The organism is Xanthomonas campestris pv. phormiicola (assembly GCA_025666215.1).
Classification (GTDB): domain Bacteria; phylum Pseudomonadota; class Gammaproteobacteria; order Xanthomonadales; family Xanthomonadaceae; genus Xanthomonas_A; species Xanthomonas_A campestris_A.
The window spans coordinates 3436611-3450166 of sequence record CP102593.1 but is presented as its reverse complement, the minus strand read 5'-3'; the positions used below and the strand labels follow the sequence as shown (position 1 = coordinate 3450166).

General features: G+C 71.5%; 13 protein-coding genes. 9 read left to right on the top strand and 4 right to left on the bottom strand.

What is annotated here, in order from left to right:
• Nucleotides 1-38: 38 nt before the first annotated feature.
• Nucleotides 39-887: an archaetidylserine decarboxylase gene (gene asd / locus NRY95_14285; GenBank protein ID UYC14894.1), complete on the bottom strand. Its 849-nt coding sequence runs from the start codon at nucleotides 885-887 to the stop codon at nucleotides 39-41.
• Nucleotides 884-1531 (bottom strand): SCO family protein, encoded by a 648-nt coding sequence (locus NRY95_14280; protein UYC14893.1) that lies wholly within the window; start codon nucleotides 1529-1531, stop codon nucleotides 884-886. The genes asd and NRY95_14280 overlap by 4 nt, the downstream gene beginning before the upstream one ends.
• Nucleotides 1532-1610: 79 nt before the next feature.
• On the opposite strand from NRY95_14280, the gene prmB reads away from it, so the two are divergent.
• From prmB to NRY95_14245, 7 genes are all read left to right on the top strand, one after another.
• The gene (gene prmB / locus NRY95_14275) at nucleotides 1611-2537 is read left to right on the top strand and encodes a 50S ribosomal protein L3 N(5)-glutamine methyltransferase (protein UYC14892.1); all 927 of its coding nucleotides are present in this window, start codon (nucleotides 1611-1613) and stop codon (nucleotides 2535-2537) included.
• A gap of 10 nt (nucleotides 2538-2547) precedes the next feature.
• Entirely contained in the window at nucleotides 2548-3651 is a 1104-nt protein-coding gene (gene aroC / locus NRY95_14270; protein ID UYC14891.1) for a chorismate synthase, read from the top strand.
• Nucleotides 3644-4681: a D-glycerate dehydrogenase gene (locus NRY95_14265; GenBank protein ID UYC14890.1), complete on the top strand. Its 1038-nt coding sequence runs from the start codon at nucleotides 3644-3646 to the stop codon at nucleotides 4679-4681. Before aroC ends, NRY95_14265 begins: the two co-directional genes overlap by 8 nt.
• A gap of 100 nt (nucleotides 4682-4781) precedes the next feature.
• Nucleotides 4782-5807, top strand: coding sequence for an aspartate-semialdehyde dehydrogenase (locus tag NRY95_14260; GenBank protein UYC14889.1), 1026 nt, complete (start codon nucleotides 4782-4784; stop codon nucleotides 5805-5807).
• Nucleotides 5808-6060: 253 nt separating this feature from the next.
• The gene (locus tag NRY95_14255) at nucleotides 6061-8070 is read left to right on the top strand and encodes a ferrous iron transporter B (GenBank protein UYC14888.1); all 2010 of its coding nucleotides are present in this window, start codon (nucleotides 6061-6063) and stop codon (nucleotides 8068-8070) included.
• A gap of 303 nt (nucleotides 8071-8373) precedes the next feature.
• Nucleotides 8374-9147 carry a tRNA pseudouridine(38-40) synthase TruA gene (gene truA / locus NRY95_14250; protein UYC14887.1) on the top strand — a complete coding sequence of 258 codons (774 nt, stop codon included), beginning with the start codon at nucleotides 8374-8376 and terminating at the stop codon, nucleotides 9145-9147.
• Complete coding sequence (locus NRY95_14245) at nucleotides 9144-9806, top strand: phosphoribosylanthranilate isomerase (protein UYC14886.1); 663 nt, start codon at nucleotides 9144-9146, stop codon at nucleotides 9804-9806. The genes truA and NRY95_14245 overlap by 4 nt, the downstream gene beginning before the upstream one ends.
• 171 nt (nucleotides 9807-9977) lie before the next feature.
• Here the strand turns inward: NRY95_14245 and NRY95_14240 are convergent, their stop codons facing one another.
• Entirely contained in the window at nucleotides 9978-10100 is a 123-nt protein-coding gene (locus NRY95_14240; protein ID UYC14885.1) for a hypothetical protein, read from the bottom strand.
• 58 nt (nucleotides 10101-10158) lie between these two features.
• Nucleotides 10159-11049 (bottom strand): LysR family transcriptional regulator, encoded by an 891-nt coding sequence (locus tag NRY95_14235; protein ID UYC14884.1) that lies wholly within the window; start codon nucleotides 11047-11049, stop codon nucleotides 10159-10161.
• A gap of 95 nt (nucleotides 11050-11144) precedes the next feature.
• Between NRY95_14235 and trpB the strand changes: the two genes are divergently transcribed.
• Both trpB and trpA read left to right on the top strand, forming a co-directional pair.
• Nucleotides 11145-12362, top strand: coding sequence for a tryptophan synthase subunit beta (gene trpB / locus NRY95_14230; GenBank protein UYC14883.1), 1218 nt, complete (start codon nucleotides 11145-11147; stop codon nucleotides 12360-12362).
• A gap of 148 nt (nucleotides 12363-12510) precedes the next feature.
• Nucleotides 12511-13326, top strand: a complete 816-nt coding sequence (trpA, locus tag NRY95_14225) for a tryptophan synthase subunit alpha (protein UYC14882.1) — start codon at nucleotides 12511-12513, stop codon at nucleotides 13324-13326.
• Nucleotides 13327-13556 lie beyond the last annotated feature (230 nt).

The following is a 13556-nucleotide window of genomic DNA, read 5'->3' as shown; positions in this document are numbered from 1 at the left end:
GATGCGGTGCGCCCGTCAGGTTGGCGCGCCGCCGCGCGTCAGCGATCCAACCGCCGTGCCAGGGCTTGGCCGAGCCGTACCGGCGTTTCCGCCGCCAGCGTCGGATCGAGTTGTGCCATGCCGGGCGGCAACAGCACGATCACGGTAGAGCCGTAGTTGAAGCGTGCCATCTCCGCGAACCGCTCCAGCACGATGCCTTTGCCGCGCCAGTCCTTGCGGGTGATGCGGTCGCCGTAGCGCGGGATTTCCACGCCGCTCCACACCGTCTCCACCCCGCTGACCAGCAGCGCGCCGACCATCACCGAGGCCATCGGGCCGAACTCGGTGTCGAAATGGCAGACCAGGCGCTCGTTGCGCGCGAACAGCCGCGGCACGTTGCGCACCGCGTCCGGGCCGACGCTGAACAGCCGTCCCGGCACGTGCACGGTCTCGCGCAGGGTGCCGGTCCACGGCATGTGCACGCGGTGGTAGTCGCGCGGGGACAGGTACACGGTGGCGTACAGGCCGTTGGCGAACGGCGCCGCGGCGGCGGCGTCGCCGAGCAGTTCGGCGGCGGTGAACGCCTGGCCCTTGGCCTGGAAGATGCGCCCGTCCTGGATCGGGCCGAGCTGGCTGATGCGGCCGTCGGCCGGCATCAGCAGCGCCTGCGGGTCGGGATCGGCGACGCGCGCGCCCGGCTGCAGCGCGCGGGTGAAGAACGCATTGAAGGTCGGGTAGGCGCGCGGATCGGGTTCGGCGGCCTCGGCCAGGTCCACCCCGAAGCGGCGCACCACGGTGTCGATCAGCCATTGCTTCAGGCCCGGCCGCGACGAATACGCCAGGCGCCGCGCCAGCGAGGACAGCAGCCGGTGCGGCAGCACGTAGGTCAGCGAGGTCAGCAGGCTCATGGCGCGGTCGCCTTGGTCAGCGCCTGCAGGTCGGCGGCGATCGCCGCCGGCTCGAACGGCGGGCGGATCAGCCCGGCCTGGCGGCCCTGCGGGTCGAGCACGGCGATCGCGGCGGAGTGGTCCATGCTGTAGTCGTTGGGATTTTCCTGGAAATGCTTGCCGGGCACCTTCTGGAACACGAAGCCCAGCGCGGTGGCGAAGCGTTCCAGCTCCGGCACGTCGGCGGTGGCGGCCAGGGTGTCCTTGTGGAAGCCGTGCGCGTAGGCGCCCAGCCGCGGCGGGGTGTCGCGCTCGGGATCGACCGAGACGAACAGCACCCGCGGGCGCAGCGTGTCGGGGATCGCTTCCCACTGCTTCTGCGCGCGGGCCAGGTCGGCCAGGGTGGTCGGGCACACGTCCGGGCAGGCGGTGAAGCCCAGGAACACCAGCGTCCAGTGGCCTTTCAGCTCGCCGGGCACCAGCGGCGTGCCGTCGGACTGGCGCAGGTGGAAGTCGGGCAGGGCGCGCGGCTGCGGGTACAGGCGCACGCTGCGGGTCTCGGGCCACGCCGAAGCGCTGCCGCCGAAGTACTTCTGGGCCAGCAGCAGGCCCAGGCCGGCGGCCAGGGCGACCACCAGGACGATGCCGAAGTTGCGGTTGAACATACTGATTTCCCTTGCAACGAACGCTCATGATAGCGGCCGGGCCTCTATAATCGGGGGCCGAATTGCCTTGCCTGTTGCCATGACTGCCGACGCGGCCGCCGAACTCCACACGATCATCGACCTGATCCGCTACGGCACCAGCCGTTTCAATGCCGCCGAACTGAGCTTCGGCCACAGCTACGACAACGCCCTGGACGAAGCCACGCAACTGGTGCTGCACGCGCTGCACCTGCCGCACGACCTGGGCCCGGCCTACGGCGGCGCGCGCGTCACCACGCCGGAAAAGGCGCAGGTGCTGGCGCTGTTCGAGCGCCGCATCGCCGAGCGCATCCCCGCCGCCTACCTGACCGGCGAGGCCTGGTTCGCCGGGCTCAGCTTCAAGAGCGACGCGCGCGCGCTGGTGCCGCGCTCGCCGATCGCCGAGCTGATCGAGGCCGGCTTCGAGCCGTGGCTGGCCGGGCGCGAGGTCAGCCGCGCGCTCGACCTGTGCACCGGCTCGGGCTGCATCGCCATCGCGATGGGCCACTACAACCCGAACTGGCAGGTGGACGCGGTCGACATCAGCGACGACGCGCTGGCCCTGGCCGCGGAGAACAAGGCGCGGCTGCTGGCCGACAACGTCGCGCTGGTCAAGTCCGACCTGTTCGCCGGGCTGGGCGGGCGCCGCTACGAACTGATCGTCACCAATCCGCCCTACGTCACCCATGCCGAGACCGACGCGCTGCCGCCCGAATACGCGCACGAGCCGGAACTGGGCCTGCGCGCCGGCTTTGATGGCCTGGACCTGGCGCTGAAGATCCTGCGCGACGCGCCGGCGCACCTGAGCGAGGACGGCCTGCTGATCTGCGAAGTCGGCGAATCCGAGCGTGCGCTGGTGCAGCTGCTGCCGGAAGTCGAGTTCGCCTGGGTCGAGTTCAAGGTCGGGCAGATGGGCATCTTCGCGGTGGAGGCCAGCGAGCTGCTCGCGCACCATGCGCGCATCGCCGACCTGGCCGCGAGCCGGTGAGCCGGCGGCCATGAGCGCGAACAGCTTCGGCACCCTGCTGACCGTCACCACCTTCGGCGAATCGCACGGGCCGGCGATCGGCTGCGTGGTCGACGGCTGCCCGCCGGGGCTGGAACTCGACGCCAGCGAGTTCGCCCACGACCTGCAGCGCCGCGCCACCGGCAAGAGCCGCCACACCTCGGCGCGGCGCGAGGCCGACGAGATCGAGATCCTGTCCGGGGTCTACGAGGGCCGTACCACCGGCACCCCGATCGGCCTGCTGATCCGCAACACCGACCAGCGCAGCAAGGACTACACCGACATCGCCCGCCAGTTCCGTCCGGGCCATGCCGACTACAGCTACTGGCAGAAGTACGGCATCCGCGATCCGCGCGGCGGCGGCCGCTCCTCGGCGCGCGAGACCACGATGCGCGTGGCTGCCGGCGTGATCGCCAAGAAGTGGCTGGCGCAGCGCTACGGCGTGCGCGTGCGCGGCTACCTGTCGCAGCTCGGGCCGGTCGTGCCGCAGGGCTTCGCCTGGGATGCGGTCGAGGACAACGCGTTCTTCTGGCCGCACGCGGCGCAGGTGCCCGAACTGGAAAGCTACATGGACGCGCTGCGCAAGTCCGGCGATTCGATCGGCGCCAAGGTCACCGTGGTCGCCGACGGCGTGCCGCCGGGCTGGGGCGAGCCGATCTACGGCAAGCTCGACGGCGAACTGGCCGCGGCGCTGATGAGCATCAACGCGGTCAAGGGCGTGGAGATCGGCGACGGCTTCGCCGCGGTGACCCAGAAAGGCACCGAACACCGCGACCTGATCGCGCCGGACGGCTTCCAGTCCAACCATGCCGGCGGCGTGCTCGGCGGCATCGCCACCGGCCAGCCGATCGTCGCGGCGCTGGCGTTCAAGCCCACCTCCAGCCTGCGCCTGCCCGGCGCCACGGTGGACGTGGACGGGCAGGCGGTGGACGTGATCACCACCGGCCGCCACGACCCCTGCGTCGGCATCCGCGCCACCCCGATCGCCGAGGCGATGGTGGCGTTGGTGCTGATGGACCAGGCGCTGCGCCACCGCGCGCAGTGCGGCGACGTCGGCAGCGTCGCCCCGCGCATCCCCGGCGGTGGCGATGGCTGAGTCGCGGCCACGGGTGTGGGTCAGCCAACCGCTGTTCGACGATGTCGTCGCACGGCTTGGCGAACATTGCGCGCTGACCACCACCGCGGACGTGACCAAGTATTCGCCGGCGCAGCTGGCTGCGGCGCTGGCGCCGCTGGACGGCGCGCTGGTGACCCTCAACGAGCGCATCGGCGCGGCCGAGATCGCCGCCGCGCCGCGGCTGCGCGCCATCGCCAACGTCGGCGTCGGCTACAACAACCTGGACCTGGACGCGCTCAGCGCGGCCGGCATCGTCGCCAGCAACACCCCCGACGTGCTCACCGAGACCACCGCCGACCTCGGCTTCGCGCTGCTGATGGCCGCCGCGCGGCGCATCACCGAGTCCGAGCGCTGGCTGCGCGACGGCCAGTGGCGGCAGTGGTCGTTCCAGACCATGCTCGGCGCCGACGTGCACGGCAGCACCCTGGGCATCCTCGGCATGGGCCGCATCGGCCAGGCCATCGCGCGCCGCGCCGCGGGCTTCTCGATGCGCGTGCTGTACCACAACCGCAGCCGTTTGCCGGCCGAGGTGGAGCGTGCGCACGCGGCCGACTATGTCGGTTTCGACGAGCTGCTGGCGCGCGCCGATCACCTGCTGCTGGTGCTGCCGTATTCGCCGCAGTCGCACCACATCCTCGATGCCGCGGCGCTGGCGCAGATGAAGCCGGGCGCCACCGTGGTGAACATCGCCCGCGGCGGCCTGATCGACGAACTGGCGCTGGCCGACGCGCTCGCGCACGGACGCCTGGCCGCGGCCGGGCTGGACGTGTACGAAGGCGAGCCGGCGGTGCGCCCGGAACTGCTGGCGCTGCGCAACGTGGTGCTGACCCCGCACATCGGCAGCGCCAGCGCCGCGACCCGCCGCGCGATGGTATCGCTGGCGGTGGACAACCTGCTGGCCGCGCTGGGCATCGGCGCCGACGCCGGGCGTCCGCCGAATGCATTGAACCTGGACGCGATCGCGGCTGCCGGCAACGGCGGCGGCATTGGCGCGGGCAAAAAACGATAGGGAACCTCCGGCGACCTGAGCGGCGCGCTCGGGAGGTTCCCCGAATCCAGCTGGCAGTGCGGCTGTTCCCCCTTTCTCCTACCCGATCGAACCATCTCCCATGAGCAACCAATCCCGTCGTTTCAACGTCGCCGTCGTCGGCGCCACCGGCGCTGTCGGCGAAACCATGCTGGCCATCCTCGCCGAGCGCGACTTCCCCATCGCCACGCTGTACCCGCTGGCCTCCGAGCGCTCCGCCGGCGGCCAGGTCGAGTTCAAGGGCCAGAAGGTCACCGTGCTCGACCTGGCCAGCTTCGACCCGACCGGCGTGGACATCGCGCTGTTCTCCGCCGGTGGCGGCATCTCCAAGGAATACGCGCCGAAGTTCGCCGCCGCCGGCGCGGTGGTGATCGACAACTCCTCGGCGTTCCGTTACGACGACGACGTGCCGCTGGTGGTGTCGGAAGTGAACCCGCAGGCGCTGAAGCAGCGCCCGCGCGGCATCGTCGCCAACCCCAACTGCTCGACCATGCAGATGCTGGTGGCGCTGGCGCCGCTGCACCGCGAATTCAACATCGAGCGCATCAACGTGGCCACCTACCAGTCGGTGTCCGGCGGCGGGCGTTCGGCACTGGAAGAGCTGGGCAAGCAGACCGGCCAGTTGCTCAACTTCCAGGCGATCGACCCGCAGCGCTTTCCGGTGCAGATCGCCTTCAACCTGATCCCGCACATCGACGATTTCCTCGAGAACGGCTTCACCAAGGAAGAGATGAAGCTGGTCTGGGAGACGCGCAAGATCCTCGGCGACGACAGCATCCAGGTGAACCCGACCGCGGTGCGCGTGCCGGTGTTCTACGGCCACTCCGAAGCGGTCGCGATCGAGACCACGCGCAAGGTCAGCGCCGAGCAGGCGCGCGCGCTGCTGGCCGCGTCGCCGGGCGTGGAAGTGGTCGACGAGCGCAAGGCCGGCGGCTATCCGACCCCGGTCACCCACGCCTCGGGCAACGACGCGGTCTACGTCGGCCGCATCCGCGAGGACATCTCGCATCCGCGCGGCCTCAACCTGTGGATCGTCTCCGACAACATCCGCAAGGGCGCCGCGCTCAACGCGGTGCAGCTGGCCGAGCTGGTGGCGCAGGAAGGCTGAGCGCTATTTCCCCTCTCCCCTCGGGAGAGGGGTAGGGGTGAGGGTACGGGGCGAAGCCCTCGCACTGTTTCGATCCCACGAGGCTTCGCCCGTACCCTCATCCGCCCCTTCGGGGCACCTTCTCCCGATGGGAGAAGGGGGGGCTAAGCCGCGCGAACCTGCGCGGGCTCCGTCGCACGGCCACGTAGACGAACGCCACAATCCCAAGGGCAACGGCTATATTGCACGGCATGACACCAAGGGCAGGGGCGTGATGCGCCTACAACCACGCTTCTTCCGCCGCCGCCATGGCGGCGACGGCATTTCCATTGGGTTCGCTCCGAGCCGCGGCTGGCGTGCGGCGTGCGCGCTGCTGTTGCTGGCCTGCAGCCAGGCCGCGCTGGCGCTGGGGCTGGGCGACATCCGCGTCCTGTCCAAACCCGGCCAGCCGTTCCTGGCCGAGATCCCGGTGATCTCCAACGAACCGGGCGAACTGGAAAACGCACGGGTGGCGCTGGCCTCGCCGGCGACCTTCGCCCGGGTCGGGCTGGAGCGCCCGGATGGCCTGGTCGGCAACCTGCAGTTCCGCTTCGCGCAGACCAACCAGGGCCGCGCGGTGATCCGCGTCAGCAGCCAGATGCCGGTCGAGGTGCCGTCGCTGAGCTTCCTGATCGAAGTCGATTGGGGCCAGGGCCGGTTGATCCGCGAATATTCGGCCTTGCTCGACGCGCCCAACACCGCCGCGGCGATCGACGCGCCGGCGATCGATGCCCCGGCCGCCGCCGCGCCGTCCGACCGCATCGTCCGCAGCGAGCCGTTGCCGGCGCCGGCAACGGCTCCGGCGCCGGTCGCCCCCACACCGCCGCCCGCGGTGTCGGCCGCACCCGCCGCGCCGGTGCGCAGCGCCCCGGCGCCCACGGCGGCGCCCGGCGATGCGCTGGCGCCGGTGCAGCGCGGGCAGACCCTGTCGCAGATCGCCGGGCAGCTGGCGCGCGGCAGCGGCCATTCGCTGGACCAGACCATGGTCGCGCTGCTGCGCGCCAATCCGGATGCGTTCATCCGCGGCAACGTCAACCTGCTCAAGCAGGGCGCGGTGTTGCGCACGCCGCGCCAGGAAGAGCTGGCCAGCATCGATGCCGCTGCGGCCACCGCCATCGTCCGCGAGCAGGCCGCGCAATGGCGCCAGGCGCGCGCGCCGGTGCCGCAACCGGCACAGGCGCAGCAGGCCGCGGCGGTTGCGCCGGCCGCCGCCAAGCCCGCCGCCGCGACCGCCGCGACGTCGGGCGCACGCCTGGAAATCGCGCCGGCGGTGCCGGCGCAGCGCGACAACGCAGGAACCAAGTCCGGCACCGGTGCCGGCGACGAGGGAGACATGGTGGCGACTCAACAATTGCAGCAGGCGCGCGAAGATCTCGCGGCACGCGATGCCGAGGTCCAGGAGCTGCGCTCGCGGGTCGAACAGCTGGAAAAGCTCAAGGCCCAGCAGCAGCAACTGATCGCGCTGAAGGACAGCGACCTGGCCGCGGCGCAGAAGCGCCTGGCGCAATCCGGGCAGACCCAGGCGCAAGCGCAACCGGCGCCGGCCGCGGCCTCCAGTGGCTGGCCGCTGTGGCTGTGGGGCGGACTGGCGCTGCTGCTGCTGGGCATCGGCGCGTTGCTGTTGTCGCGCCGGCGCAAGCCGTCGCCGTTGCCGCCGTTGCCGCGGCACGGCTACGATGCGGCGGAACTGGCCGCGGCGGTGCCGGTGGTCGCGCACCGCGAGGTGGACGCACCGGACCTGCCGCCGCTGGACGAACACGAGCGTGAAGTGGCCGAGGACGCGGCCGACGAAGACCGGGCCTACCAGGACCACGCATTCGAGCGCGAGCTGGCCGCGCAGGCGCAGCATCACGCCGATGCCGATGCCGACGCTGCGCCCGCCGCGGAGCATCCGCAGTTCGCGCTACGGCCCGACGCGGAGATCGCGCCGGCGCCGCAGGCGCCGCTCGACGCCGACGAACCATGGCGGCAGCCGCCGGTGCTGGCGCCGACGCCGGTCGCGCCGGTGCTTGCGCAACGCCAGGAGCCGACCTGGCACCAGGGCGATCTGCCTGCCGCCGCCGAGCCGAGCGTCGAGTCGGCGCCGGCGTATCCGCCGATCGGCCGCGAACGCCTGGAGCTGGCGGTGGCCTACATGGACCTGGGCGACAACGAAACCGCGCGGACCCTGCTGAGCGAAGTGGCGGCCGGCGGCGATCCGGCGGCGCGTGCCGAAGCCCAGCAGTTGCTGGCCCGCTTGAGCTGATGCGCGCAGGCGGCGTGCGGCGCAGTCGCCGCCGCCGCGCTGCCTGGACAGGGAATGCGACGATGCGCGAACACCTCCTCGGCCTTGCGATGATGCCGCCGACACGCCGCCAGGCCGGGTCCGGTCCGGTCCGGTCCGCCAGCGTTGCGGCCCGGCAGGCGTGCATGGCCGCCGCGCCGCGGCCGCGCATGCCCGCGGCCAGCGCCGCTCGGCCGCGCACGGCGGCGCAGGCTCGCGCCTGCCGCCGCGCTGCGCCGTGGCCGCTGTTGCCCGTCTTGCACGTCGTGTCGGAGTAGGGGCGGTATGCGGTATGCGTTGGGCGTGGAATACGACGGTAGCGAGTTCCAGGGCTGGCAGCAGCTCGGCGAATCCGGCGGGCCGAGCGTGCAGGCGACGCTGCAGGCGGCGCTGTCGTCGGTGGCCGATACGCCGGTGAGCGTGGTCTGCGCCGGGCGCACCGATGCCGGCGTGCACGGCGAATGCCAGGTCGTGCATTTCGATTGCGATGCGCCGCGCGCGCCGCGCGGCTGGATGCTCGGCGCCACCGCGCGCTTGCCGCCATCGGTGTGCGTGCGTTGGTGCGTGCCGGCGGCGGACGATTTCCATGCGCGCTTCTCGGCGCGCGCGCGGCGCTACCGCTACCGCCTGCTCAACCGCCAGGTACGCCCGGCGCTGTACCGGCAGACGCTGAGCTGGGAGCGGCGGCCGCTGCAGGCCGAGGCGATGCATGCCGCCGCGCAGGCGTTGCTGGGCGAGCAGGATTTCAGCGCGTTCCGCAGCATCCAGTGCCAGGCGCTGCACGCGCGGCGCGAGCTGCAATCGGTCGCGGTGACCCGCAGCGGCGAGGTCGTCGAGGTCCAGGTCCAGGCCAATGCATTCCTTCATCACATGGTGCGCAATATCGTAGGCTCCTTGATCATGGTAGGAGCAGGCGACAAGCCGGTTTCCTGGATCGGCGAACTGCTTGCCGGGCGCGACCGCAGCGTCGCCGGCCCGACCGCGCCGCCGCAGGGATTGGTCTTCGTCGGTCCTCTCTACCCCGATATCTGGAAGCTACCGGCCGAGGTCACCCTATGAATCGAACCCTGTATCGCACCCGCATCAAGTTCTGCGGCATGACCCGTGCCGGCGACATCCGCCTGGCGGGCGAACTTGGGGTGGATTCGGTGGGATTCGTGTTCGCCCACGGCAGCCCGCGGCGGGTGGCGCCGGCCGAAGCCCGCGCGATGCGCCAGGCCGCCTCGCCGATGGTCGACGTGGTCGCGCTGTTCCGCGACAACCCCAAGGACGAAGTGCGCGAAGTGCTGCGCACGGTGCGGCCGACCCTGCTGCAGTTCCATGGCGACGAGGACGACAGCTTCTGCCGCGGCTTCAACCTGCCGTACCTGAAAGCGGTGCCGATGGGCGGCAGCGACATCAACGCGCGCACCCTGCAGCTGCAGTACCCGAACGCGGCCGGCTTCCTGTTCGACAGCCACGCTCCCGGCGAGAGCGGCGGCTCCGGCAAGACCTTCGACTGGACGCGCCTGCCCACCGGCCTGCACCGGCCGTTCCTGCTCGCCGGCGGCATCACCTCCGACAACGTGTTCGACGCGATCGTGGCGACGCTGCCGTGGGGCGTGGACGTGTCCAGCGGCATCGAGAGCCAGCCCGGCATCAAGGACGGGCACAAGATGCGCAAGTTCGTCGAAGAAGTGCGCCGCGCCGATTGCCACGAGTTGAACACCAACTGCTGAGCGGAGCCGCTTGGCTTGCTGGATCGGCGCAGCGCGGCGCGAGTTGGAATGGTTTCTGCGTTGTTTGCACGTTCGTGCACGCGGACGCCATGTCAATCGACAGTGCTGAATGCAGTCCATCACTCGATGCCGCTTGCCGCACTGCGACGGCTCGGTCGCCTCGGCATGCCGTCACGTCAGCGGCTTCGGTTCCTTGCGAAGCCGCACCGCCTGCGTGGCGGGCGCGGTGCGGCGCGGCGACATGCGCAGGTTTTCACTTGGTTTTCCGTGGCGCACACCGTTCTCGACGCTCAAGCGGTTCAAGGGTGCCGGGCCGCGTCGTTGGTGAAGCGCAAAGGCAGGAGTGCGCGGATCAACGCAACTGCGTGCGCAGCCACGCCGCCAGTGCGACGATGCGCGGATCCTCGCGTCCGCCTGGTGCGCACAGCGCCCATTGCCCGCCGGTCTCGGCGAAGCCCCACGGCGCCAGCAGGCGTCCGCTGGCCAGGTCGTCGGCGACCAGCGGTTGCGGCGCGATCGCCACGCCGATGCCGGCCAGCGCCGCTTCGAGCAGGTAGTACAGGTGTTCGAAACCGGTGCCGTAGCGCAGCTTGGCGGGGTCCACGCCATGCGCCTGCGCCCAGGCCGGCCATGCCTGCGGGCGCGAGGCGGTATGCAGCAGGGGCTGCAGCAGCAGCGCCGCCGCCGGGCCCGCGGCCAATGCCTGCGCCTGCGGCAGGACCGGGCTGAGCACCGGGCCGATCCGCTCGGGCGCCAGCACGTGCACCCGCCAGCCGTCCGGCCACGGCGCCTGGCCGAGCAACAGGGCCGCGTCCAGGCCGTCCAGGTCGGCGCCGAACTCGCCTTCGTGCGCGGACAGGTGCAGGGTCAGCGCGGGCAGGTCGCGCTGCAGCGCCTGCAGCCGCGGAATCATCCAGCGCGCCAGGATGCTGCCCGGGCAACCCAGCACCAGCGCGCTGGGCCGCGCCGGCCGGCGCAGTTCCGCCACCGCATCGCGCAGCTGGGCGAAGGCGCCGCCGGTGGCCTCGCGCAGCCGCTCGCCGGCCGCGGTCGGGCGGATGCCGCGGCCCTCGCGCTGCAGCAGCGCCAGCCCCAGTTCCTCCTCCAGCAGCCGGATCTGGCGGCTGACCGCGCCATGGGTGACGTGCAGTTCGGCCGCCGCGCCGCCGACGCTGCGCAGCCGCGCGGCGGCCTCGAACGCGCGCAGGGCGTTCAGCGAAGGCAGGCGACGCAGGTTGAACATGTGAGATTTCCTGACGGGTCTGCTCAGACTTTATCGGTTTTTGCCGGGCGACGCGTGCGCTAAAGTGCAGGCCTGTCCTACTTGCCGTGATCGCCATGTCCTCCGTCCCCATCAGCGACTTCCATGCCTATCCCGACGCCAGTGGCCATTTCGGACGCTACGGCGGCCGCTTTGTCGCCGAGACCCTGATCGGACCGCTGCAGGAGCTGGCCGCGGCCTACGACCAGGCGCGCCAGGACCCGGCCTTCATCGCCGAGTACGACAAGGACCTGAAGCACTACGTCGGCCGGCCCAGCCCGATCTACCACGCCGAGCGGCTCAGCCGCGAAGTCGGCGGCGCGCAGATCCTGCTCAAGCGCGAGGACCTGAACCACACCGGCGCGCACAAGATCAACAACACCATCGGCCAGGCGCTGCTGGCCAGCCGCATGGGCAAGACCCGCATCATCGCCGAGACCGGCGCCGGCCAGCACGGCGTGGCCAGCGCCACGGTGGCCGCGCGGCTGGGCCTGGAGTGCGTGGTGTACATGGGCGCCACCGACATCGAGCGGCAGAAGATCAACGTCTACCGGATGCAGCTGCTGGGCGCCAGGGTGGTGCCGGTGACCTCCGGCTCGGCCACGCTCAAGGACGCGCTGAACGAGGCGATGCGCGACTGGGTGACCAACGTGCGCGACACCTTCTACATCATCGGCACCGTCGCCGGCCCGGATCCGTATCCGCGCATGGTGCGCGACTTCAACGCCATCGTCGGCCGCGAGGCGCGCGCGCAGATGCTGGAAGACTACGGCCGCCTGCCGGACGCGATCAGCGCCTGCGTCGGCGGCGGCAGCAACGCCATCGGCCTGTTCCACGCCTTCCTCAACGATCCCGCGGTGAAGATCTACGGCGCCGAAGCCGCCGGCGACGGCATCGCCAGCGGCCGCCACGCCGCCTCGATCGCCGCCGGCCGCCCGGGCGTGCTGCACGGCAACCGCACCTACGTGATCTGCGACGACGACGGCCAGATCATCGAGACCCATTCGGTGTCCGCCGGCCTGGACTACCCGGGCGTCGGCCCCGAGCACGCGTTCCTGTCCGACAGCGGCCGCGCGGTCTACCAGGGCATCACCGACGACGAGGCGCTGGCCGCGTTCCATCTGCTGGCGCATACCGAGGGCATCCTGGCCGCGCTGGAATCCAGCCACGCGGTGGCGCAGTCGATCAAGCTGGCGCGCGAGCTGCCCAAGGACGCGCTGGTGCTGTGCAACCTGTCCGGCCGCGGCGACAAGGACGTGCACACCATCGCCGCGCGCGAAGGCATGGTGCTGTGAGCGAACCTGGCGACGACGGCAACGCTCTTTATCTGACTTGGCGCGACCCGCAACGCGGGCGCGCGGTCCGCTACGAAACCGGAGAAGGCAACATGACATCGAGGTGCTGGGGAAGCTGGGACGCCGTGCAACTGGTGGAGAGCGGCGCATGAGCCGCGCCGCGAACCGCATCGCCACGCGCTTCGATGCGCTGCGCCAGGCCGGGCGCAAGGCGCTGATCCCGTTCGTCACCGCCGGCGATCCGTCGCTGGAGGCTACCGTGCCGGCGATGCACGCGCTGGTCGAGGCCGGCGCCGACGTGATCGAACTGGGCGTGCCGTTTTCCGATCCGATGGCCGACGGCCCCACCATCCAGCGCAGTTCCGAACGCGCCTTGGCGCGCGGCGCCGGCCTGGCCTATGTGCTGGAAACGGTTGGCGCGTTCCGCCGCGACGACGCGGCCACGCCGGTGGTGCTGATGGGCTACCTCAATCCGGTCGAGATCCATGGCACCGCGCGCTTCGCCGAAGAGGCGGTGGCCGCGGGTGTGGACGGGGTGCTGCTGGTCGACCTGCCGCCGGAAGAGTCGGCCGAGACCCTGGCGATCTTCGCCGCCGCCGGCCTGGACCTGATCGTGCTGGCCTCGCCGACCACCAGCGACGCGCGCATCGGCCTGTTGTGCGATGCGGCGCGCGGCTACCTGTACTACGTCAGCTTCGCCGGCGTGACCGGCGCCGACCACCTCGATACCCGCGCCGCCGGCGACCGCCTGCGCCAGTTGCGCGCGCGCTGCGCGGTGCCGGTGGTGGCCGGGTTCGGGATCAAGGACGCGGCCAGCGCCCAGGCCATGGCGGTGGACGCCGACGGCGTGGTGGTCGGCAGCGCGCTGGTCGCGGCGCTGGCCGAGGCGACGACCCTGGAGGCGGTGCGCGAACGCGCGCTGGCGTTCCTGGCGCCATTGCGGCAGGCGCTGGACCAGGCGTGAAGGCCGTGCCCGCCGGTGGCGGGCGCTGTGCCGCGGCACGGCGCGGTACATGTTCGCCGGACGGGCTCGGTCGCGGGACGCTTGCTTGAACTGAGGCGTCGGCGCGGAGGCTTTGCCCGTGCCGTCATGCCAACCGCTCTGCTGCCGGAGGGGGGCATGGCTTGGTGTGTCCTGCGACACGGACCTGGTCGGGGATTGTTGCGCTGCGGCGATGCGCGGTGCGGTGGCCG

What these genes read in the sequence shown, in the direction of transcription:
- NRY95_14265 (UYC14890.1), top strand. Translation starts at nt 3,644, where the DNA reads ATGGCTGAGTCGCGGCCACGGGTGTGGGTCAGCCAACCGCTGTTCGAC.
- NRY95_14255 (UYC14888.1), top strand. Translation starts at nt 6,061, where the DNA reads ATGCGCCTACAACCACGCTTCTTCCGCCGCCGCCATGGCGGCGACGGC.
- aroC (UYC14891.1), top strand. Translation starts at nt 2,548, where the DNA reads ATGAGCGCGAACAGCTTCGGCACCCTGCTGACCGTCACCACCTTCGGC.
- NRY95_14245 (UYC14886.1), top strand. Translation starts at nt 9,144, where the DNA reads ATGAATCGAACCCTGTATCGCACCCGCATCAAGTTCTGCGGCATGACC.
- NRY95_14235 (UYC14884.1), bottom strand. Translation starts at nt 11,049, where the DNA reads ATGTTCAACCTGCGTCGCCTGCCTTCGCTGAACGCCCTGCGCGCGTTC.
- asd (UYC14894.1), bottom strand. Translation starts at nt 887, where the DNA reads ATGAGCCTGCTGACCTCGCTGACCTACGTGCTGCCGCACCGGCTGCTG.
- NRY95_14260 (UYC14889.1), top strand. Translation starts at nt 4,782, where the DNA reads ATGAGCAACCAATCCCGTCGTTTCAACGTCGCCGTCGTCGGCGCCACC.
- prmB (UYC14892.1), top strand. Translation starts at nt 1,611, where the DNA reads ATGACTGCCGACGCGGCCGCCGAACTCCACACGATCATCGACCTGATC.
- trpB (UYC14883.1), top strand. Translation starts at nt 11,145, where the DNA reads ATGTCCTCCGTCCCCATCAGCGACTTCCATGCCTATCCCGACGCCAGT.
- NRY95_14280 (UYC14893.1), bottom strand. Translation starts at nt 1,531, where the DNA reads ATGTTCAACCGCAACTTCGGCATCGTCCTGGTGGTCGCCCTGGCCGCC.
- truA (UYC14887.1), top strand. Translation starts at nt 8,374, where the DNA reads ATGCGGTATGCGTTGGGCGTGGAATACGACGGTAGCGAGTTCCAGGGC.
- trpA (UYC14882.1), top strand. Translation starts at nt 12,511, where the DNA reads ATGAGCCGCGCCGCGAACCGCATCGCCACGCGCTTCGATGCGCTGCGC.